This is a genomic window from Massilia litorea (genome assembly GCF_015101885.1).
Taxonomy (GTDB): Bacteria; Pseudomonadota; Gammaproteobacteria; order Burkholderiales; family Burkholderiaceae_D; genus Telluria; species Telluria litorea.
Window position 1 is genome coordinate 3,655,693 of sequence record NZ_CP062941.1, and the last position, 21,947, is coordinate 3,677,639.

The 21,947-nt window shown below is 67.2% G+C and carries 18 protein-coding genes; 10 read left to right on the forward strand and 8 right to left on the reverse strand.

The window, feature by feature from the left end:
* Positions 1 to 10: 10 nt before the first annotated feature.
* Entirely contained in the window at positions 11 to 946 is a 936-nt protein-coding gene (locus tag LPB04_RS16500) for a LysR family transcriptional regulator (RefSeq protein ID WP_193685596.1), read from the reverse strand.
* A 293-nt stretch (positions 947 to 1,239) separates the two neighbouring features.
* Between LPB04_RS16500 and LPB04_RS16505 the strand changes: the two genes are divergently transcribed.
* Positions 1,240 to 2,367 carry a porin gene (locus tag LPB04_RS16505; protein ID WP_193685597.1) on the forward strand — a complete coding sequence of 376 codons (1,128 nt, stop codon included), beginning with the start codon at positions 1,240 to 1,242 and terminating at the stop codon, positions 2,365 to 2,367.
* Positions 2,368 to 2,400: 33 nt separating this feature from the next.
* Positions 2,401 to 3,390, forward strand: a complete 990-nt coding sequence (locus LPB04_RS16510; protein ID WP_193685598.1) for a 2-dehydropantoate 2-reductase — start codon at positions 2,401 to 2,403, stop codon at positions 3,388 to 3,390.
* Here LPB04_RS16510 and LPB04_RS16515 read toward each other — a convergent pair.
* Positions 3,387 to 4,076, reverse strand: a complete 690-nt coding sequence (locus tag LPB04_RS16515) for a cupin domain-containing protein (protein WP_193685599.1) — start codon at positions 4,074 to 4,076, stop codon at positions 3,387 to 3,389. The two genes, LPB04_RS16510 and LPB04_RS16515, sit on opposite strands and share 4 nt — an antisense overlap.
* 127 nt (positions 4,077 to 4,203) lie before the next feature.
* Between LPB04_RS16515 and LPB04_RS16520 the strand changes: the two genes are divergently transcribed.
* Positions 4,204 to 4,503, forward strand: a complete 300-nt coding sequence (locus LPB04_RS16520) for an antibiotic biosynthesis monooxygenase family protein (RefSeq protein ID WP_193685600.1) — start codon at positions 4,204 to 4,206, stop codon at positions 4,501 to 4,503.
* A 7-nt stretch (positions 4,504 to 4,510) separates the two neighbouring features.
* Positions 4,511 to 5,194, forward strand: coding sequence for an SOS response-associated peptidase (locus tag LPB04_RS16525; RefSeq protein ID WP_193685601.1), 684 nt, complete (start codon positions 4,511 to 4,513; stop codon positions 5,192 to 5,194).
* A gap of 157 nt (positions 5,195 to 5,351) precedes the next feature.
* Here the strand turns inward: LPB04_RS16525 and LPB04_RS16530 are convergent, their stop codons facing one another.
* From LPB04_RS16530 to LPB04_RS16540, 3 genes are all read right to left on the reverse strand, one after another.
* Positions 5,352 to 5,996 (reverse strand): NUDIX hydrolase, encoded by a 645-nt coding sequence (locus LPB04_RS16530; RefSeq protein ID WP_193685602.1) that lies wholly within the window; start codon positions 5,994 to 5,996, stop codon positions 5,352 to 5,354.
* Between the two features lie 7 nt (positions 5,997 to 6,003).
* Positions 6,004 to 6,378, reverse strand: a complete 375-nt coding sequence (locus LPB04_RS16535; RefSeq protein ID WP_193685603.1) for a group III truncated hemoglobin — start codon at positions 6,376 to 6,378, stop codon at positions 6,004 to 6,006.
* Between the two features lie 90 nt (positions 6,379 to 6,468).
* Positions 6,469 to 10,029, reverse strand: coding sequence for an indolepyruvate ferredoxin oxidoreductase family protein (locus LPB04_RS16540; protein ID WP_193685604.1), 3,561 nt, complete (start codon positions 10,027 to 10,029; stop codon positions 6,469 to 6,471).
* A 141-nt stretch (positions 10,030 to 10,170) separates the two neighbouring features.
* Here LPB04_RS16540 and LPB04_RS16545 point away from each other — a divergent pair, with 141 nt between their 5' ends.
* Together LPB04_RS16545 and LPB04_RS16550 are read left to right on the forward strand one after the other, a co-directional pair.
* Positions 10,171 to 10,638 carry an Lrp/AsnC family transcriptional regulator gene (locus LPB04_RS16545; protein ID WP_193685605.1) on the forward strand — a complete coding sequence of 156 codons (468 nt, stop codon included), beginning with the start codon at positions 10,171 to 10,173 and terminating at the stop codon, positions 10,636 to 10,638.
* Between the two features lie 127 nt (positions 10,639 to 10,765).
* Positions 10,766 to 12,082: an MFS transporter gene (locus LPB04_RS16550; RefSeq protein ID WP_193689046.1), complete on the forward strand. Its 1,317-nt coding sequence runs from the start codon at positions 10,766 to 10,768 to the stop codon at positions 12,080 to 12,082.
* 4 nt (positions 12,083 to 12,086) lie between these two features.
* On the opposite strand, the gene LPB04_RS16555 is transcribed toward LPB04_RS16550, so the two are convergent.
* On the reverse strand, positions 12,087 to 12,743 hold the full coding sequence (locus LPB04_RS16555; RefSeq protein WP_193685606.1) for a hypothetical protein: 657 nt from the start codon (positions 12,741 to 12,743) through the stop codon (positions 12,087 to 12,089).
* Positions 12,744 to 12,904: 161 nt separating this feature from the next.
* Between LPB04_RS16555 and LPB04_RS16560 the strand changes: the two genes are divergently transcribed.
* On the forward strand, positions 12,905 to 15,439 hold the full coding sequence (locus tag LPB04_RS16560; protein ID WP_193685607.1) for an EAL domain-containing protein: 2,535 nt from the start codon (positions 12,905 to 12,907) through the stop codon (positions 15,437 to 15,439).
* Between the two features lie 83 nt (positions 15,440 to 15,522).
* A complete protein-coding gene (locus LPB04_RS16565) occupies positions 15,523 to 16,449 on the forward strand; it encodes a cupin-like domain-containing protein (RefSeq protein WP_193685608.1) in 927 nt (308 codons plus the stop codon).
* Here LPB04_RS16565 and LPB04_RS16570 read toward each other — a convergent pair whose 3' ends face one another.
* Positions 16,450 to 17,109 carry a trimeric intracellular cation channel family protein gene (locus tag LPB04_RS16570; protein WP_193685609.1) on the reverse strand — a complete coding sequence of 220 codons (660 nt, stop codon included), beginning with the start codon at positions 17,107 to 17,109 and terminating at the stop codon, positions 16,450 to 16,452.
* Positions 17,110 to 17,315: 206 nt separating this feature from the next.
* Positions 17,316 to 18,788 (reverse strand): glucose-6-phosphate dehydrogenase, encoded by a 1,473-nt coding sequence (zwf, locus tag LPB04_RS16575; protein WP_193685610.1) that lies wholly within the window; start codon positions 18,786 to 18,788, stop codon positions 17,316 to 17,318.
* A 225-nt stretch (positions 18,789 to 19,013) separates the two neighbouring features.
* Here zwf and LPB04_RS16580 point away from each other — a divergent pair, with 225 nt between their 5' ends.
* Both LPB04_RS16580 and LPB04_RS16585 read left to right on the forward strand, forming a co-directional pair.
* Positions 19,014 to 20,012 (forward strand): hypothetical protein, encoded by a 999-nt coding sequence (locus tag LPB04_RS16580; protein ID WP_193685611.1) that lies wholly within the window; start codon positions 19,014 to 19,016, stop codon positions 20,010 to 20,012.
* 90 nt (positions 20,013 to 20,102) lie between these two features.
* Positions 20,103 to 21,935, forward strand: coding sequence for an acyl-CoA dehydrogenase (locus LPB04_RS16585; RefSeq protein ID WP_193685612.1), 1,833 nt, complete (start codon positions 20,103 to 20,105; stop codon positions 21,933 to 21,935).
* The last annotated feature ends 12 nt before the right edge of the window (positions 21,936 to 21,947 follow it).

Below are 21,947 nucleotides of genomic sequence, written 5' to 3' on the forward strand. Positions count from 1 at the left end.
CGAATCGTTTTCAATCCCCCGGGACCGCCTCCTCATTCGCCCGCGACGTCCGCGCGCGCGCCGCCAGAAAATCCACCAGCAATCGGGCCGCCGGCGACAGTAACGCCAGGTCGCGGTAGCAGACCGCGAACCGGCGCCGCGCCCACGGATCGCGCAGGGGCACCACGCGCAGGTCCAGGTTTGCCGCATACGGCGCGGCGATTTCCTTCGGCACGATGCTGATCCCGAGCCGGGCGCGCACGACGCGCATGGCGGCGTCGAAATTCGAGACGATCGCGCGGTAGGTCATGGCCTTGCCCGAGACGGCGGCGGCGCGCCCCAGCATGGTCTGCACCGCCGCACCCGGCGGCAGGCCGACATAGTCGTACTCGAGCGTCTCTTCGAACCAGGCGCGCTTGCGGCCGGCCAGCGGGTGGCCCGGATACACGACGACTGCCAGGTGGTCGGCATGGTAGGGAAGGGAAGCCAGGCCCTCGAGGTTGGCGGCGTCCCAGCAGATGCCGACCGAGGCGCTGCCTTCCTTCAGCGCGCGCACCACGTCGCGGCTCAGGTGTTCTTCGATGTCGACCCGGATGTCGCGGTTCGCCGGCTGGTGCAGGAAGGCGGCCACGTCATCCGGCAGCGATTCGGCGATCGAGGAGACGCTGGCCAGGACCCGCACTTGCCCCTTGATGCCGGCGCTGTAGCCGGCCATGTCGCGGCTGATGCGGTCGGCGCTGGCGAGCATGCCGCGCGCGTGTTCGAGCAGCGTCTCGCCGGCGACGGTGGGCACGACGCCGTGCCGGCGCCGTTCGAGCAGCTTGGCGCCGACCGTGTCCTCGAGCTGCGCCAGGCGCTTGCTGATGGCCGAAGCCACGATGTTTTCCTGCTCGCCGGCGCGCGCCATGTTCCCGGTGGTGCAGACGGCGACGAACAGGCGCAGCGTCGTCAGGTCGAGGTCTCTCATGCGAACTTTCAGGGGAAGTGTTCCGTTCTGGTGAGTGACATTCTAAACCGGAATTTCAGCTGTCGCGACGCCGGGGTTGAAGGTGTTTTCGGAAGATCACGGGCGGCCGGATGCTGCTGCTTCTGCCGTGTGCGGCACATTTCGGCCCTATGGATTCACGATCTGGAAAGTCTCCCATTCCGCATTACCACGACGCGGCAGGCCCCTCATCCCTACTATCGAAGGGCTAGCAAAAGCCAGCCGCCCGGCACCAGCGTGCGTCCGGGCGGACTCGAAAACGAACAGGAGACGACATGAAAAAAACAGCGATCGCGCTTGCCATCCTCGGCACCATCGGCGCCGCCCAGGCCCAGACCAGCGTCAGCATGTACGGCATCGTCGATGTCTCGATGCGCCACGAGACCGACGCGCAGGCCGGACGCGCCCGCACCGCCGAAGTCAGCGGCATGATGAACACCAGCCGCTGGGGCTTTCGCGGCAGCGAGGACCTGGGCGGCGACCTGAAGGCGCACTTCCAGCTCGAAGGCGGCTTCAATCCCGACACCGGCGCCCAGTCCGAAGGCCTGTCGCTGTTCGACCGCCGCGCCATCGTCGGCCTGTCCGGCAAATGGGGCCGCATCGACATCGGCCGCACGCCGACCTTCGGCTGGGACTACACGCCCGTCTACGACCCGCTCGGCGGCGCCCTGGCGACGCCGACGCCGACCTCGCGCGCCAGCGGCCGCGCCTCGCTGCTGGTAAACGGCTTCATGTTCGTCACCAACAACCCCTACAACAGCTCGAAGCTGCGCGACAACAGCATCAAGTACGTGTATACGGCCTCCAACGGCCTGCTCGGCGCGGTTGCCTACAACGTGGGCGAGGTCGCCGGCGACAGCAGCAAGCGCTCGGGCCGCCAGGCCGCCATCGGCTACATGAAAGGCGACATCAACGCCATCGCCGCTTACGACCTGCTGCACGACGCGAACAACCTGGAGCAGAAGGTCGTCACCGTCGGCGGCAACTATCGCTTCGCCAGGGCCTGGAAGGCGACGCTGGGCTATGCCGCCCTGACGGCCGACGCCGGGTTTGCGCCATCCTCGACCGTGGTGACCGGCGCGATCGCGAACTATACGTCGACCTTCGGCGTCGCTGCGGGCGGCGAGATCAAGGTCGCCACCGGTGCTGCCGGCCTCGAATACGCGCTGACGCCGGCCCTGTCGCTGACCGGGGCGCTGTACCGTACCCGCGTGACCGGCACCGGCATTCCGGACAACGACTACGATACCTATGCGCTGTTCGCCAGATACGCGTTCTCGAAGCGCACCTCGCTGTATGGGGCGCTGGATCACGAGCGCACCAGCGGCAACGGCAGCACCGCGACCGTCAGCGGCAAGCGCGCCAATTCCGCGCTTACAATGGGCATCCAGACGCGCTTCTGATCGGCGGCGCGTCCAACCATTGCGGGAGGAAGCGTGAAAGCATGTATCGTCGGCGCCGGCGCCATCGGCGGCTTCATTGGAACCGGACTTGCCGCCAGCGGCCTGGCCGAGGTCAGCGCCTTCGCGCGCGGGGCGACGCTGCAGGCCCTGAAGGAGCATGGCTGGCGCCTGCGGCGCGGCGAGATGCTGGTGCAGGCGCCGCTTGCGGCGGCCAGCGCCTCCGCCCATGAGTTGGGCGTGCAGGGCCTGGTCGTGGTCGCCGTCAAGGGACCGGCGCTGGCGGCGGTTGCGGCGAGCATCGGGCCCCTGATCGGGCCTGAGACGATCGTACTGCCTGCCATGAACGGCGTGCCTTGGTGGTTCAGCCACGGGATCGCGGCCTTGGGCGATGCGCCGCTGGACAGCGTGGACCCGGACGGGCGCATCGCGGCCGCCATCCCGCTGCGGCACGTGGTGGGTTGCGTGGTCCACGCCAGCACGGCGGTCGTCGAGCCGGGGCTGGTGCAGCACAAGATGGGGCAGGGTCTGATCATCGGCGAGCCGGCTGCCGGCCCGTCGGCCCGGGTGCGCGACCTGGGCGGCCTGCTCGAGGCGGCGGGCTTCGAGGTGACGCTGTCGGACGACATCCGCTACGACGCCTGGTACAAGCTGTGGGGGAACATGACCATGAACCCGGTGTCCGCGCTGACCGGCGCCACCGCCGACAGGCTGCTCGACGATCCGCTGGTGCTCGCCTTCTGCAGCGCCGCGATGCGCGAAGCCTCCGCCATCGGCGAACGCATCGGCTGCCGGGTCGAGCAGACGGCCGAAGACCGCCAGGCCGTCACGCGCAAACTCGGCGCTTTTAAAACCTCGATGCTGCAGGACGTCGAAGCGGGCCGGCCGATCGAACTCGACAGCATCGTCGGCGCCGTGCACGAGATCGGGCGGCGCGTCGGCGTGCCCACGCCGAACATCGATGCGATCCTCGGCCTGACGCGCCTGTTCGGGCGCGTGCACGGCCTGTATCCGCAGGCAAGCTAAGGGCCAGTAGCGTGGGCGGATCCTCCGCCCACGCTACAGCTCAGGTGCCCGGTCTTCAGGTAGAAGGTGACGCCCTCGGGGCCCGCCTTCCAGTCCGGCTGGTCGCCGGCGGGCAAACGCAACCACGTGCCGCGTTCATGGAATCCATTCTCGACGACGATCGCGCCCGCGAGCACGAACAGCTCGGCGCCGCCTGCCGCCGGCAGGCCGAGCGCCTGGCCGGCATCGACACGCTGCAGGGACACCTGTTCGGCCTCGCTCGAAAACAGCTGGCACACCGAACGCTCGCCTGCACGCGTCCAGGCCGACGGATCGCCCGTGTCGATCTGCACCCGGCGGCTGTCATCCGGCGCCATCTGCCACAACTTCACGAAAATGAGCGCGCCCTCGCGGCTGGCCGGCCGATGGCTGGAGCCGGGCGGGTTGCGCAGGTACCAGCCTTGGGTGAAATCGCCGCTCTCGTCGGAAAAGACGCCGTCCAGCACCAGGATCTCCTCGCCGCCCGGGTGCGCATGGGGCGGGAAGGTAGAATCCGAGGCGTAACGCACGATGCTGGTGGCGCGCGCCTTTTCGGCACCGACGCGGTCGAGCATCACGCGCTCGACGCCGGGCTGGGGCGAGGCGACCCATTCATAGTGCTGCGGGGTGACGATGGCGCGCTGCGAAAAATCGGCGTTGACGAGCATGGCATCCTCCGTTGGCGATGCCGGTATTGTAAAGCGGCGCTCTCCGGCCCGGCATGGTCAGGCGTGGCATAATCGAAGCCCGGGTTGCGCACGCCGCGCACCCGCCGTCCAGACGAAAGGAAAAACGATGGTGCTCGAGAGTGCGGAACTGCTGATCAAGGCCGGCATGGAAGAAGAATTCGAGGCGGCGCTGCGCGAAGCGACGCCGCTGTTCAGGCGCGCGCGTGGCTGCGAGGGCATGCAGGTACAGCGCGGTATCGAGAATCCGCTGGCCTACCGTTTGCTGGTGAAATGGCAGACGCTCGAGGACCATACCGTCCACTTCCGCGGCAGCGAGGATTTCCAGGCCTGGCGCCGCCTGGTGGGCCACTGCTTCGACGGCGCACCCGAGGTCACCCATCTGCGCACTGTGCACGAGGGTTTCTGATCCAGCCATGTGCGTCAACTACCGTCCGCCCACGCCGGAACAATTCGGCACCCTGGGCGCCTTCAGCGACCTGCCGGCCGACTGGCGCTGGCCGGAAGAGACCTGGAAGGATTACCTGGCGCCGATCCTGCGCCTGGACGCCGACGGCCGCCCATCCGCCTGCCTCGCAAGCTACGGCATGGTTCCGAGGCGCCAGATTCCGCCCGAGATCAAACCCTTCGACACCATGAACGCGCGCGCCGAATCGCTGGGCGAACGGCGCTCCTTCGCGCCCGCCTGGCGCCGCCTGCAGCTGTGCGCGGTGCCGATGGCCTGGTTCTACGAACCCTGCTACGAGAGCGGGCGCGCGGTGCGCCACGCGATCGGCATGCAGGATGAGTCGCTGTTCTATGTGGCAGGACTGTGGCGCGACTGGCCCGAGGCCGACGGCACGGTCACGTCCTCCTTCACCCAGATCACCATCAACGCCGACGAGCACGCGCTGATGCGGCGCATGCACAAGCCGGACGACGAGAAGCGTTCGCTCGTGATCCTTCCGCATGACGAGGTGAACGACTGGCTCGCCTGCACCGACCTCGAACTGGCGCGCAGCTTCCTGCGCCACTATCCGGCGGAGAATATGCGCGACTGGCCGGCGCCGCCCGTGTCGCGCAAGGCGGTCGAGACTTCGCCGAATTTCGAATTGTTTTGAGGGCCGCATAACGTAGGGTGGGCACTTGTGCCCACGCGGGACACAGCGTGACGGTTCGCGGCGGATGGTCTTGCGGAATGTGGCCGGTCATCCGCCGCGTATTCCTTTTGTGTAACCGATCTGCATCCGTTCGACCGCGTGGGCACAAGTGCCCACCCTACGTGCGCGCCGCCAGCCAGCGCTCGAGCGCCGTGATCACCTGGGCATCGTTCGGATGGTCCGCCACCTGGCGCAGCTGCGCCAGCGGCACCAGGTGCACGGCCTGCGACTCCCAGCCCATGTGGGCCGGGCTGCCGCCGATGCGGCGCGCGACGTAGTAGCGCGTGTAGGTGAGCGTGCGTTTCGCGTCCAGCAGGTAGCCGACGATCTCGATCTGCAGTCCGGACTCCTCGAAGGCTTCGCGCACGCAGGCGCAGGGCAGGCTGGTGCCGGGATCGAGCCGGCCCTTCGGGAAGGTCGCCGCATAGCCGCCGAAGCCGTTCGAGGGCGCCACCAGCCACACGCGGCCATCCTTTTCCAGGATGACGGCGCCCGCGGCGGCGGCCAGGCCGGGCGGCAGCGCGAAGGGCGGTTCGGCGAGCTCCGGATAGGCGGCGCAGCTGCTCCATCCGTGCGCGCCGGCGGGGGCATCGTCCCAGGGCGTGAATGCGATCCCGTTCAGCGCGGCCGGCAAGGCGCCGCCGGGGACGACCGTCGCAACTTGCGTGGCATCTTCCCAGTGCGACAAGGGCGTGGGTGTCGAGGGATTGCGGATGTGGACGGCGCCGCCGTCGTCGTTCGGGTGGGGGTGGAAAGTCGTCATGGCCCGTTTACACTAGCTCGGCCCGGCCGAAATAGCCGTACTGCAGGCTGGTGGCGATGCGCCGCGCCGCCAGCAGGAATTCGTCGGCGACTTCCGGCTGGAACAGGCGCCGCACATGCCCCTCGAACAAGGCCAGCCAGCGCCTGAAATGTTCGAGCTCGATCCCCTGCAGCGCCATGTGCTTGCCGAACACGTTGCCCTTGAATTCGCCGCTGGAGAGCATGACCGAACACCAGAAATCGACCATGCGCTCGAGATGCGGCGCCCAGTTGGCGCCGATGGCGCCGTCGAACACCGGCTGCAGCACGCTGTCGCGCCGGATGTCGGTATAAAAATCGTTGACGAGGGTGGCGATCGCGTCGCGGTTCAGTTCGGTGTACATGGTGCTGGCGGGTCGATGAAAAAAAATGGCGCCGGACACGCCGGCGCCATCATTGTGGCAGATTCACCCGTTGACCGCCCGAAGTCGCTGTCAGCCCGCCGCGCGCTGGATCGCGATCGCGATCGTCGGCGAGTTGAACTGCCGGACAAGCTCGGCCTGCTCCTTCTGCACCGCCGCCAGGTTGGCCAGCTTGACGTGGCCATAGCCGCGGATCTTCTCGGGCAGCCCGGCCAGCTTCAGTGCCGCATCGCGGTTGTGCTGGGTGAGGCCGCTTGCCAGCGACTGCACGAGTGCGATGTACTCGTCGCGCAGGGCGCGCTCGGTCTTGCGCTCGGCCGTATAGCCGAACAGGTCGAAGGGCGTCGCCCGCAGGAATTTCAGGTGGCGCAGCACCTCGAAGCCGCGCATCATCCACGGGCCGAAAGTGCGCTTGGCGGGAATCCCGGTGCCGGGGCGCTTTTTCGACACCAGCGGCGCGGCCAGGTGGAACTGCAGCGTGTAGTCGCCTTCGAACTGGTCGGCGATTAGCTTGCGGAAGGCCGGGTCGGCGTGCAGGCGCGCGACTTCGTACTCGTCCTTGTAGGCCATGAGCTTGTACAGGTTGCGCGCCACGGCCCGGGTGATCGGCAGCTTCGAGGCGCTGCCGGCAATCTCGCGCTCCTTGCCTTCGATGGCGCCGACCAGCTGCACATAACGCCCGGCATAGGCCGCGTCCTGGTAGGCGGCGAGCTGCTCGCGGCGGAAGGCCACCATCTCTTCCAGCGACTTCGGCGCGGCGAACTGGATGACCTGCGCCTCCGGGCGCCGCAGGCGGACCAGCGCGTCCTTGTCGGCTGCCAGCACGCGGCCGACGGTGAAGGCGCGCTTGTTCATGTCGATCGCTACGTTGTTCAATTCGATGGCGCGCATCATCGCGGGCAAACCCACCGGGATCAGTCCGTGCTGCCAAGCGTAACCCATCAGGAGGATGTTGGCGACGATCGGGTCGCCCAGCACGTCGAAGGCGACATCCTGTGCGTTCAGCACGAAGGTCTCCGCTTCGCTGGCGGAGGCATGGATCTTTGCCAGCAAATCTTCCTTCGGCACAATGGCGTCCGGGTTGCCGGTGAATTCGGCGGTCGGGATTTCGCGTTCGTTGGCGACGACTTTCGTCACGTCGCGCCGCATCACGGCGAGCGCGTCCGGCATGGCGGCCACCACCAGGTCGCAGGCGAGGATGGCGTCGGCCTGCTGCAGGTCGATCCGCACCTGGTTCAGGCGCGCCGGCGATGCGGCCAGGCGCACGTGCGACATCACGGCGCCGCCTTTCTGGGCGAAACCCATGAAGTCCAGGGTCGAGGCGCCTTTGCCTTCCAGGTGGGCCGCCATCGTGATCAGGGCGCCGACCGTGACCACGCCGGTGCCGCCGACACCGGCCACCAGCAGTTCGAAGGGGCGGGCGAAATCGTGCGGCAGCGGCGCCGGATGGCGCGCCAGGACCGCTTCCAGGTCGGCCAGGGTGACGTTTGCTGCGGCCGGCTTTTTCAGCTTGCCGCCCATGACCGACACAAAACTCGGGCAAAACCCTTCGACGCAGGAGTAATCCTTGTTGCACGAGGATTGCTCGATCTGGCGCTTGCGGCCCAGTTCCGTCGCCAAAGGCAGGATCGACAGGCAGTTCGACTGCACGCCGCAATCGCCGCAGCCTTCGCAGACGGCCGGGTTGATGACCATGCGCTTCGGCGGGTCCGGGAACTCGACGTGGGTACCCTTGTTCTTCTTGCGGCGCCGGCGTTTCTCCGCCGCGCAGGTCTGGTCGTAGACGAGGACGGTGACGCCCTCCATTTCGCGCATGCGGCGCTGCAGGGCATCGAGTTCGCTGCGGTGGTGCACGGTGACGCCGGGCGGCAGGGCGACGCCCGCGTATTTTTCCGGTTCGTCGGTGACCACCACCGCATAGGCCGCGCCTTCGCTGACGACCTGCTGCAGGATCTGCGGCACCGTGAGTTTACCGTCCACCGGCTGGCCGCCGGTCATCGCGACCGCGTCGTTGTACAGGATTTTATAGGTGATGTTGGTGCGCGCGGCGATGGCCTGGCGGATCGCCAGGTAACCCGAGTGGTAGTAGGTCCCGTCGCCCAGGTTCTGGAACACGTGCTTCTCGTTGGTGAAGCGCGAGGCGGCGACCCAGGGCACGCCTTCGCCGCCCATCTGGGTCAGGTTCACGGTCGAACGGTCCATCCAGGTCGCCATGAAGTGGCAGCCGATGCCGGCCATGGCGCGGCTGCCTTCGGGTACCTTGGTCGAGGTATTGTGCGGGCAGCCCGAGCAAAAATAGGGCGTGCGCTTGACGGCGTCGCCCTTGTTCGACAACACGTCGGCCTTGCAGAAGGCCGGCAGGTGCTGCTCCAGCCTCAGGGCCGGAAAGCGCGGGCCGAGCCAACCGATCAGGGCGGGGGCGATGCGCGAGGGGCGCAGCTCGCCGATGGCGGACAGCAGCGGCGCGCCGTCGAGGCGGGTCTTGCCCAGGATGGCAGGGCGCGTGTCAGGCGGCAGGTTGTAGAAGGCGCTTTTCAGCTGCTCTTCCATGACCGCGCCTTTTTCTTCGACCACCAGCAGTTCTTCCAGGCCCTGGGCAAAGGCGAGCAGGCGCGTGCGCTCGAGCGGATAGGTGAGGCCGGGCTTGTAGATGCGCACGCCCAGCTCGTCCAGGCGCGCTGTCGTCAGGTCCATGCGCTCGAGCGCCTCCATCAGGTCCAGGTAGGCCTTGCCGGCGCTGAGGATGCCGACCCGTGCGGCGGGCGCGGCGACGATCGTGCGGTCGACCGAGTTGACGGCGGCAAAGGCGGCGATTGCGCGCAGCTTTTCCTCGGTGCGGGCTTCGAGGGCAAGGCTGGGCAGGTCGGGCCAGCGCATGTGCAGGCCATCGGGTGGATACACATAGTCCGGTTTGGCCGCGAAGGGCGCCGGCGGACGCACCTCGATCACGGCGCCGCCTTCGACGGTCTCGGAGATCGCCTTGAAGCCGACCCAGGCACCGCTGTAACGCGACATCGCCCAGCCGTAGAGGCCGAATTCCGTGTATTCCTCGATGTTTGCCGGGTTCAGTACCGGCATCGACCAGGCCATCAGCGCCTGTTCGCTCTGGTGCGGCATCGACGAGGAGACGCAGCCGTGGTCGTCGCCGAGCACGACCAGCACGCCGCCCAGGGGCGAGCTGCCATAGGTATGGCCGTGCTTGAGCGCGTCCGCGGCACGGTCCACGCCCGGGCCCTTGCCGTACCACATCGCGAACACGCCATCGACCTTGCGCTGCGGATCGGCGCCGACCTGCTGGGTGCCCATGACGGCGGTTGCGCCCAGCTCTTCGTTAATTGCAGGCAGGAATTCAATGGCGTGCTCTTGCAGGATCTTGCTCGCGCGCCAGGCTTCCTGGTCGACGGCGCCGAGCGGGGAACCGCGGTAGCCGCTGATGAAGCCGGCGGTATTCAGGCCGGCGCCGGCGTCGAGCCGCTTCTGCATGATCGCCATGCGCAGCAGGGCCTGGGTGCCCGTGATGAAGACGCGGCCGGTCTCGCTGACGAGGTTGTCGTCGAGGCGGTAGTCGGGGTAAACCAGGTCCGCATCGAGCTGCGGGCTGAGTTGCTGGGCGTGCTTGGGGATGTCTCCCATCGATGTCTCCATTGTTTTCTTGTCTGCGGCGCATACGCCTGCGGGCTTGCGACAATCTTAATGACTCGTCCGGAACAATTTTTCCTGTTTTTGCGCTTTTGGCGCTAGAATCGGCAAATCATTCCTGAAGTGGCGGTCAAAATGGCAAATTCTTCCCTCGACAAGGGAGCGCTGAAAATACTGCGCGAATTACAGGCAAACAGCCGGATTCCTTCGGCCGAGCTGGCCGAGCGGGTGGGCATGTCGACCTCGCCCTGCTGGCGCCGCCAGAAGGAACTCGAGGAGACCGGCGTCATCGAGCGCTACGTCGCCCTGGTGAACCGCCGCAAAGTCGGGTTGCCGGTATGCTGTTTCCTGCACATCTCGCTGACCGGGCACACGGAGGGCACGGTCAAGACCTTCGAAGACGCCATGAACGTGCGTCCCGAGGTGCTCGAGTGCTACGAGGTGACCGGCACCTTCGACTACACGGTGAAAATGGTGTTCGGCTCGATGGACGATTACCACGACTTCCTGCACAACGTGCTCGTCAAATTGCCCGGCATCTCGCAGATCAATACCAGCGTCGCGCTGCGCGAAGTGAAGTACGAGACGGCCTTGCCTTTGTAGGGTGGGCCATGCCCACGCGGTACGGCGTCTGCACCTTGCTATGCATGCGTACGACCGCGTGGGCGGAGCACGATGAAACCGGAGAAAAGCCCGTCGGGCACAAGGAAAGCTCATGGAGAACAACACGATGACCACCCCCGCCGCGACCGTGGAGCAGGGCATACGCCTGGCAGGCGTCGGCCGCTTCCAGTACCGCCTGTTCCTGATCTTCGGGCTGGTGTGGATGGCGGACGCCATGCAGGTGCTGTCGATCGGCTTCAGCGCCCCCTCGATTGCGAAGACCTTCGGCATCGCGGTGCCGCACGCACTCGAGACGGGCACCCTGTTCTTCGTCGGCATGCTGGTCGGCGCCTTCGTCTTCGGCCGCCTGGCCGACCGCATCGGACGGCGTCCGGTATTGATGATGGCGGTGCTGATCGACGCCTGCTTCGGCGTGGCATCTGCCTTCGCCCCCGATTTCACCTGGCTGCTGGTGCTGCGCTTCCTGACCGGCATCGGCGTCGGCGGCACGCTGCCGGTCGACTACACGATGATGGCGGAGTTCCTGCCCAGCGAGCGGCGCGGGCGCTGGCTGGTGCTGCTCGAATCGTTCTGGGCGGTCGGCACCATCCTGCTGGCGGTGCTGGCCCTGTTCGCGCTGTCTTGGGGCGACGACGCCTGGCGCGTGATCTTTTTCGTGACCGGCATCCCGGCCCTGGTCGGCATCATGCTGCGGCTCTCGATTCCCGAGTCGCCGATGTACCTCAATCGCAGCGGGAATGCCGAAGGCGCGCGCGCGGTGCTCGAGCGGATCGCCCGGGTCAACCGGCGCAGCGTGACGATCCCGGCACTGCATCCGGAACTCGCCGTGAAACGCTCGCTCGGCGACCTGTTTGCGGGCAGCCTGCGCCGCCGCAGCATCGCCCTGTTCGTCGCCTGGGCGCTGATCTCGATCGCCTATTACGGCGTGTTCGTCTACCTGCCGGTGAAACTCGGCGCGGCGGGATTCGGCTTCATGCGCGGCCAGGAATTCCTGATCGTGCTGGCGCTGGTGCAGCTGCCCGGGTTCGCGCTGTCGGCCTATGGCGTCGAACGCTGGGGACGCAAGCCCACCCTGGTCGGCTTCCTGCTGCTGAGCGCCGCGGGCTGCCTGTGCTACAGCCTGGGCAGCACCACCGCCGTGGTGGTGGGATCGACCCTCCTGATGAGTTTTGCGCTGCTGGGCACCTGGGGCGCGCTCTACGCTTTTACGCCCGAGGTCTATCCGACCGAGCTGCGCGCGAGCGGCATGGGCATGGCGGGCGCGGTGGCGCGCTTCGGCGGCCTGTTCGCGCCGATGATCGTGGCGCCGGTGATGGCGACCCATTTCACGCTGTCGCTGGGCATGCTGGCCGCCTTCCTCGCATTCGGGGCGGTCGCGATCCTGTGCGTCGACGTCGAGTCGCGCAACCGCGCGCTGGAGTGAGCCTTCAGCGCAGGTCGGCCGTCTCGTAGTAGACGGTCCCGGCCACCGGCGCCTGGCGCGCCAGATCGGCCAGGTTTTCCTCGACGCCGTGCTTCGCCACCGCGACCGGCGCGCCTGCTGCACGTTCGAGCAGCACGATATGGTCGAAGTCGGGCCGGCTGTCGACCAGCTTGACGAGGAAGGGGCCGACCGGCACGTAGCGCGCCAGCGCCTGCACCGCCGGCCGCGGCGACAGGGGGCGGTACAGCACGACCCGTTCGACGACCAGCTCGGCGCCCTGCACGCGCGGCGTCCCGTCGCGTTCAAAATGGCCCTCGACGACCGTGGCCTTGAATCCACGCAGGGGCGTATCCGTATCCGGCGCCAGGCGCCGCAGGGCGAAGCTTTCCGGTTCAAGCGTCCACAGCGCGGTCTTGCCGTCGAGGCGGGCGCGCATGGCGCGGTCCAGTTGCGGATCCTTGAAGCGCAGCTGGAGCACGACCTGGGCGTCGTGCGGCGCGTGGAACAGCGGCAGGTGCGAGGCGTACAGTCCGCCCTGGCCGCCGAACAGCACCATGCCGTGCACGCCATGGCTGGCTTCGGCCGCAAGCAGGTGCAGCGGCAGCAGGAAGGCGAACAGGGCGAAGCAGCGACGAAGCGAAGGCAGGCGGGCGAACATCATGGTTCCAGGAGGAGGGGGAAGCCGTGCATGGTAGGCGTCCTGCGCGCGGGCGTAAAGCAAAAAATGGCGCCGGAGGGAGCGGCGTTCATGCGTTTCCCCCTAGCGGCGGTGTTGCTTATATAATCAGAGTTTCGGTCCCTCAGCACGCCCGGTACAAGCCGATGACTTCGCGACCTCACCGCCCCAAGCCCGATGCAGCGCCGTCCGCCAGCCCCGGCCTGGGCGCGGACGCCGAGGCCGGCGTGTTCTCCTTCCTGCAGCACCGCATCCGCGACGTCATCTTCGTCCTCGAGGTCCAGGCGCCCGAGCGCTACCGCTTCATCCACGTGAACGCGGCCTTCGAAGCCACGACCGGCATACCGGCGGCGGCCGTGGTCGGCAAATGGGTCGACGAGGTGATTCCGCCGGAGTCGATCGCGCTGGTCCGTTCCAGGTACCGGCATGCCATCGAGACCGGAGACAGCGTGCATTGGGACGAGGTTTCGAACTATCCGACCGGGACCAAGGTAGGCGAGGTGACGGTGACCCCCGTCACTGGCCCCGACGGCAGCGTGACAATGCTGATCGGCACCGTGCACGACATCACCGAACGCGCCCAGGCCCAGGAGCGGCTGGCCGAGCTGGAGGAGCGCTCACGGCTGGCGCTGGAGGCGTCCGGTTCGGGCTCCTTCGACTGGCATGCGGACACGAACCGCGTCTTCCTGTCCGACCACTGCCGCCAGATCCTCGGCTTCATGGCCGACTCCTTCGAACTCGATACCGGCCGCCTGCCGCGCCTGGTGCATCCGGACGACCTGGCGCTGGCGCGCGAGACGATCGTCGGGGCCACCTCCGGCGCGGCCACCAGCTTCTCGGTCGAACTGCGGGTGCGCCACCTGTACGGGCACTGGGTCTGGCTGCGCTGCCAGGGCCGTGCCGTGGTGGCGGGCGGCGCCGCGAGCCGGGTGTTCGGCGCCTGTTCCGACATCACGCGCGCCAGGGAAGCCGAGGAAGCGATGGAACGCGCCTCGCTGGTGTTCGCGCACAGCAGCGACGCGATCGCCATCTCGGACGCCGCCGGCCGCATCATCATGGTCAACCCCGGCTTCACGCGCATGCGCGGCTACGGCAGCGACGAGATCATCGGCCTCACCGCCGACGTCTACAACGCCGGCATCGAGCGCGAGGGCGGCCACGAGGCATTGCGCTCGGAGGCGCGCGCCACCGGCCATTCGAAGGGGGAGGTCTGGAGCCGGCACAAGGACGGCCACCTGATCGCGGAGCAGCGCTCGGTCACCGCGGTCAAGGTCGCCGACGGCGCGGTGCGCCACTACATCGAGATCGCCAGCGACATCACGCGCGCCAAGAAGGACGAAGAGCTGCTCTGGCGCCAGGCGAATTACGACAGCCTGACCGGGCTGCCGAACCGCCACCTGTTCCTCGACCGCCTGCGCCAGGCGATCCGGAACACCCACCGCGGCGAGCACCCGGCCTTCTCGCTGCTGTACATCGACCTCGACCAGTTCAAGGAAGTCAACGACACGCTCGGCCATTCGGTCGGCGACCAGCTGCTCAAGGAAGCGGCCCAGCGCCTGCTGTGCTGTACCCGCGATACCGACACTGTGTCCCGGCTTGGCGGCGACGAATTCACCGTCCTTCTGGTCGATATGCACGACCAGGGCAACGAGGCGCCGCAGGTGATCGAGCGCGTCGCCCGCGAGATCATCGACGCGATGTCGCAGCCCTTCCACCTCGAGGGCGAAACCCTGCACCTGTCGGCCAGCATCGGGGTGACGCACTTCCCGGGCGACGCCGGCGACGCCGACAGCCTGCTGAAACACGCCGACCAGGCCATGTACGCGGCCAAGCAGCTGGGGCGCAACCGCTTCGCCTACTTCTCGCCGGCGATGCAGGCGCGGGCCCAGGAGCGGCGCCGCACCAGCGAAGAATTGCGCCAGGCGATAGCGCGCGGCGAACTGCATGTGCATTACCAGCCGATCGTGGAGATGGAAACGGGTAAGATCGTCAAGGCCGAGGCGCTCGTACGCTGGCGGCATCCCGAGCGCGGCTGGATCAGTCCCGTCGAATTCATTCCGCTGGCCGAGGAGACCCGCCTGATCTTCGAGATCGGCGAGTGGGTGTTCCGCACGGTGGTGACCGACAGCGCGCGCTGGATCCTCGAGCAGGGGCGCGAGATCCAGGTCGGCGTCAACGTTTCGCCGCTCCAGATCAGCAAGGGCGGAGCCAGCTTTGCGCGCTGCATGGACTTCCTCGAGACACATGCCTTGCCGCGCCATTCGATCATCGTCGAGATCACCGAAGGCTCTCTGCTGCAGCACGACCGCACGGTGGAAGACCGGCTGCGCGAGCTGGGCGAGCGCGGCCTGGCGCTGGCGCTCGACGACTTCGGTACCGGCTATTCCTCGCTGTCCTACCTGCAGCAATACCGCTTCGAGTTCCTCAAGATCGACCGCGCTTTCGTGGGCAACATGAAAACGGGCAGCCGCCAGCTCGCCCTGTGCAAGACCATCATCGCCATGGCCCACACGCTGGACATGCGCGTCATCTCCGAGGGGATCGGCGACGCGGATGCGGCCGAGCTGCTGCGCCATGCGGGCTGCGACTTTGGCCAGGGTTTCTTCTTCCACCAGCCGATGCCGGCCGAGGCTTTCGAGGCGCTGCTGCGGGCACGCGCCGCGCCGCCGGCGCTGCGCTAGGCTACCCGGCCGCGGGGCGCGACTGGAACAATGCGCGCCGATGCGCTATGCTCGCGGACTTCGAACGATGCGGACCGGGTGCAATGGTGGATAAAAACGACGCGGGCCCGGGGGGCCGGGAGCTGGGCCCGGCAAGCGCGCTGGAGCGCCTGCCGCCCTTGCTGGCGACATCGCTGGCGAACGGCGACGCGCAGGCAAAAATCCAGGCGCGCGCCCGCCGCGATGCGCAGATGCGCGGCGTGGACTCGATCGAGGCGCTGCGCGAGGCGGTCAAGGAGGCCGCCCGTGCGCTGCCGGTGCTCGCCGCGATCCCGCGCCTGGGCAAGCTCGATGCGGCCGGCTTCCGGCGCCAGGCGGCGCTGGGCTTGCCCTTCCTGGTCCCGGGCCTGGCGGCGCGCTGGCCGCTGGCCGCGCTCACCCCGCAGACCCTGCGCGAGCGCTTCGGCGCGCTGCCGGTGCGCGCCCGCGTGGGCGATTATGTCGGCACCGCCTTCGCGCCCGATCGCGCGATGCGCGACATGTCGATGCTCGACTACCTCGAGCTGGCCGCGGCCGGCACCGAGGGCCTGCCGCCCTATCTCGGCAACCTCGAACTGCGCGAACTGAATCGCTTCTGCCACTGGCCCGCGTTTTTCGACAAACCCGGCCCGCCGCGCTTCTGGCTCGGCCCCGCGGGCACGGTGACGCCGCTGCACGCCGACTACGACGACAATATCTTCGTCCAGGTCTGGGGCGCCAAGCGCATCTTCCTGGCGCCGCCGCACCACGACGCCTTCCTGTATCCGCGCGAGGCGAACCCGCTGCTGTTCGGCTCTCCGTTCGACCCGGAAGCGCCGGATTTCGCGCGTTTCCCGCTGGCGCGCCAAGCGGCGCTGCTCGACTGCGTGGTCGAGGCGGGCGACCTGCTGTACGTACCGGCCGGATGGTTCCACCAGGTGCGCTCGCTGAGCTTTTCGCTGTCGTCGAACCGCTGGTCGCGCACCCGGCCGGTGGTGCTCGACCGCGCCTGATCAGCGGTTGTCGTCGCGCTCGTCCGCTTCGCGCTGGCCGCCGGCTTGCTCGGGCACCCGCGCGCGCGGCAGGTGCCAGTCGTAGCGCACCGCCGCCATGCGCAGGCCGAAGCACAGCGCCGCTCCTGCCACGGCGGTGGCCGTCGTCGGCAGCTGCAGGGCGTCGCCGATCACCACCACCGCGGCGCCGGCAAGCGCGGCGACCGCATAGATGTCCGACCTGAACACGGCCGGCACGTTCGACAGCAGCACGTCGCGCGCGATGCCGCCACCGATCCCGGTCAGCATGCCGAGCAGCGCCGCCATCACCGGCTCGAGGCCATACACCAGCGCCTTCTGCGCGCCGGCCACGCAAAACAGCGCCAGCCCGACGGCATCGAAGAACAGCACGGGACTGCGCAGGCGGTTGATGAGCGGGTACCAGAAGAAGATGACGACGCCGGCCAGCATCGAGACGGCGAGGTAGCGCCAGTCGCTGATCGCGGCCGGCGGGGTGGCGCCGATCAGGAGGTCGCGCACGATGCCGCCGGAGTTCGCCGCCACGAACGACAGCACCAGCACGCCGAAGATGTCGAGCCGGCGGCGCGCGCCGGCGGTGGCGCCGCTGAGGGCGAAGACGAAGGTGCCGACCAGGTCGAGCGTCAGCACGAGGGTCTTCATGGCGGCCCCCATATCGAGGGAAAGAACATCAAACACGGTGACTTGCCTTTGTAATTCGGTTGCCGCCTGGAGCAGGGCGGCGAAACCCGACATGATAGCCTGCCGCGGGCGTTTGCATTCCCGGATGTGAAGAAGCCCCTGCAGGCAGGGGCTTCCACGATCGATGCGCCGGCTTGTTTCTGCGCGACGAAGGCCTTCAGCCGCTCCTATTCGACCCAGCTGAACCCATCGCGCGCCAGCAGCGCGAACGACTCCGGCGGTCCCCAGGAACCGGCCGCATAGGCATGCGGCTTTTCGCCGAGCGTCGCCCAGCCGTCGATGATCGGGTCGGCCCATTCCCAGGCCGCTTCCAGTTCGTCGCGGCGCATGAAGTGGGTCAGGCGGCCGCGCACGACGTCGATCAGGAGGCGCTCGTAGGCTTCGGCGCGGCGCTGCTGGAAGGCCGATTGCAGGTCGAGGTTCAACGCCACCTGCTGCATCTGCATCCCGGTGCCGGGTTCCTTGGCCATGATCTGCAGCTTGATGGCTTCCTCGGGCTGCAGCTCGATCACGAGCCGGTTCGCCACGCCGCCGGGCGCGCCGGGGAACAGCGGGAACGGGGGATTGGCGAATTCGACGACGATCTTCGAGGAGCGGCGCGCCATGCGCTTGCCGGTGCGCAGGTAGAAGGGCACCTTCGACCAGCGCCAGGTATCGATGTGGGCGCGCAGGGCGACAAAGGTTTCGGTGCTGGTATCGGGCGGCACGTTCTTCTCTTCCAGGTAGCCGGCCACTTCCTGGTTGCCGCTCACGCCATGGCCGTACTGGCCGCGCACCGTGTCGCGGGCGATGTCGGCCAGCTTGAAGCGGCGCAGCGAGCGCAGGACCTTGAGCTTCTCGTCGCGCACCGCGTCCGGCGACAGCGAAGTCGGCGGCTCCATCGCGACGATGCACAGCAATTGAAGCAGGTGGTTCTGGACCATGTCGCGCATCGCGCCGGTGCCGTCGTAGAAGCCGGCGCGGCTGCCGACGCCGACTTCCTCGGCCACGGTGATCTGCACGCTCGAAATGTTCGGCGCGCGCCAGATCGGTTCCAGGATCGAATTCCCGAAGCGCAGCACCATCAGGTTCTGCACGGTTTCCTTGCCGAGGTAATGGTCGATGCGGTAGATCTGCGACTCGGCAAAGTGCTTGCCGACCGCCTCGTTGATCTCGATCGCCGAGGCGAGATCGGTGCCGAGCGGCTTTTCCAGCACCACGCGCGCATTCGCGTCGACGAGGCCGGATGCCGCCAGCTTGTCGCAGATCGTGGTGAACAGGGAGGGCGCGGTCGACAGGTAGAACACGCGCTCGGCACCCGGGCGCGAGGCCGCGGCCAGGGCCGAGAAATCGGGCGCGCCCTGGACGTCGAGCTCCACGTACTCGAGCAGCTGCAGGAAGCCGTCCCAGGTCTTCTCGACGAAGTTTTCCCTGGCGATGAAACCGCGCGAATGCGCTTCCACATGCGCCAGATAGGCTTTGCGGTCGATGTGCTGGCGGCCGGTGGACAGGATGCGGGTCGAGGGCGGCAGGTTGCCGTGCAGGTAAGCCATGTACAGCGCCGGGAGGAGCTTGCGCATGGCGAGGTCGCCCATGCCGCCGAAGATGATCATGTCGAGGGGGAGGGCGCTGTCGGGCGCGGGTGCAGATGCGTTGGTCATAGTCTGGGCCTAAAAAGTGCGGTCGCCGTCCTGCGGACAGGGGCGTGAACATGTTCGGGGTCAATAACTATAGCCTAGATCGGGGTAGACGGCCGGACGGCGGGCATCAACGGAGCAAAGCCACGCAAAGTAGTCGAGTTGCGTTATCGTAAATGTTCAAATCAGCACCGAAGGTAGAGTGCTCCGGTCGATGCAGCCAGGGCTCTATGTTTCGATCGGACGATCATGACATCTCTAACCTACCAGCCGTCTGGCCGCATTCCGCGCATAGGGCTGTGCGCGCTGTTGGCAACAGCCTTGGCTACCACGTTCCTGGCTCAAGGCTATGCTTGGCTGATGATCAGTGCAATACCGCATTCGAAGTCGGAGGTCACCCTGCTTTTTCGGCTAGTCGCGCTTCTAGGGATGGGCACGGCGCTAGCTGTGCTCGCGCGCCGGGTTGCCGCCTGGGGCAAAATTCGTCATCCAGCCTGGATGGGATGGGCCGGGGCTGCGATTGGCTTGCTTGCCTGGTACGTGCAGTGGGCAGCATGCGTCGTGCTTGGCGGAATGCGAGACGGCGACATCGGCCTCGATTTCTCGGCGATGGAATTCGTCGCAGGTCTGTGTTTTCGGCCCGAGGCCTTGTTCGTCTGGGGATTTGAAATCCCGCTGATCAATGCGTCAGTGACCATGCGGGCGGCGCTGATAGCATGCTGGCTCATTGAGTTCTGCGCTTTTCTTTTTCCTCCCATGCTGGCGGGGCGCAAACGTGCTGCCATGCCCTTTTGCGAGAAAAGCGATAAATGGGCTACCGAAATCGACGTAACGACCGACTTCGAGTGGCTCGATGATCCGCAAGCTGCGCGACATCTGCTCGAGGCCGACCCAACTCGATTTGCATCGCTCCTTGTCCCCTGCGTTAACGAACCGGTCGGCAATCATGCGCGCGTGACGGTCTACCGTTGTCCGGGCCCCGACTCGTTCATCACTATCCGAAACTGCCGCGAGATGCCGGAAGAAGCGGCGCCGCTTCCGCACGAAGTGAAAAGTCTGATCGGTGCCAGCGCTGGCAAGGTCGAGTGCTTCTGGGAAGAGCCGGTTGTGGAACTTCTGCGTGTGCCGATACCCGATCCGGACGCACTGTTACGCCACTGGTCCGACGCCGCGAACGACCGGGGTGGCTGCGCCCGGCCTGGAGCGAGAGTCGAACCTCCACGGGGCTCAATCCTGTCGAAATCCTGAAGTCCAGCCTGCGCCTCGTCGCAATGCTTGGTTTGCAACGACGCATGCGTTATCCTTTGAGACGGCCGACTGACCTCATCAAGGGACACCATGCAATCCACTATCCTGAACCGCCGCGACATCGACTTCCTGCTCTACGAATGGCTCGATGTCGAGTCGCTGACCAGCCGCGAACGCTACCAGGACCACAGCCGCGAAACCTTCAGCGCCGTCCTGGACACGGCCGAGCAGATCGCGACCGACCTGTTTGCCACGCATAACAAGCTAAGCGATGCCAACGAGCCGCACTTCGATGGCGAGCGCGTCGCCATCGTCCCGGAAGTGAAGACCGCGCTCGACGCATTCTGCGCGGCCGGCTTCATGGCGGCCGGCCATGACTACGAATACGAGGGCATGCAGCTCCCCTACCTGGTCACGAAGGCGGCCGGCGCCTGGTTCACGGCAGCCAACGTGGCGACCTCCGCCTACACCTTCCTCACCATGGGCAACGCGAACACCCTGCTGAAGACGGCGACGCCGCGCCAGGTCGAGCGTTTTGTGCGGCCCCAGCTGGCCGGGCGCTTCTTCGGCACCATGTGCCTGTCCGAGCCGCAGGCCGGCTCCAGCCTGTCCGACATCACGACCCGCGCCGAGCCCGATCCCGTCGAGGGCCCGGAGGGCGAGCGCCAGTACCGCCTGCGCGGCAACAAGATGTGGATCTCCGCCGGCGAGCATGAGCTCAGCGAGAACATCGTGCACCTGGTGCTGGCCAAGATTCCCGGACCGGACGGCAAGCTGATCCCGGGCGTCAAAGGCATTTCGCTGTTCATCGTGCCGAAGTACCTGGTGGGCGAGGACGGCGCGATCGGCGAGCGCAACGACATCGCGCTGGCGGGCCTGAACCACAAGATGGGCAACCGCGGCACGACCAACTGCCTGCTCAATTTCGGCGAAGGCAAGTTCACCCCAAGCGGGAAAGCCGGCGCGATCGGCTACCTGGTCGGCGAGCCGCACAAGGGCCTGGCCAACATGTTCCACATGATGAACGAGGCGCGCATCGGCGTCGGCCTCGGCGCGACCGTGCTCGGCGTGACCGGTTACCTGCACGCGCTCGACTACGCGCGCAACCGTCCGCAGGGACGCCATCCCGCCGAGAAGGATCCGGCAAAGCCGCAGGTGCCGATCATCGAGCACACCGACGTGCGCCGCATGCTGCTGGCCCAGAAGGCCTATACGGAAGGCGCGCTGGCGCTGATCATGTACTGCGCGCGCCTGGTCGACGAGCAGCGCACCGGCGCGTCGCCCGAGGCCCAGGCGCGGGCAGGCATGCTGCTCGACTTCCTGACCCCGATCGCCAAGTCCTGGCCATCGCAGTGGTGCACGGAGGCCAACAGTCTCGCCATCCAGGTCCACGGCGGCTACGGCTACACGCGCGAATACAATGTCGAGCAGTTCTACCGCGACAACCGCCTCAACCCGATCCACGAAGGCACGCACGGCATCCACGGCCTCGACCTCCTCGGACGCAAGGTATCGATCCAGCAGGGCGCCCTGTTCAAGGCGGTCAGCGAGGAGGTGGCGGCGACGGTGGCGAAAGCACGTGCGGCCGACGCTTCGGACTTGACCGCCCATGCCGGCCAGCTCGAGGCCCTGTGGGCGCGCATCGGCCAGGTGACGGCGACGCTGTACGCCGCCGGCGACATGAACAAGACCCTGGCCAACGCCAGCCTGTATCTGGAAGCGGTCGGGCATGTGGTGATCGCCTGGATGTGGCTGGAACAGGCCCTGGTGGCGGCGCGCCACCAGGACGACGACTTCTACCGCGGCAAGCTGCAGGCCTGCCGCTATTTCTTCAACTGGGAGTTGCCGAAGTCCGCCCAGCAGCTCGACCTGCTGGAGACCATCGACACCACGACGCTCGACATGCGGGATGCCTGGTTCTGATGGAGCCGCTTG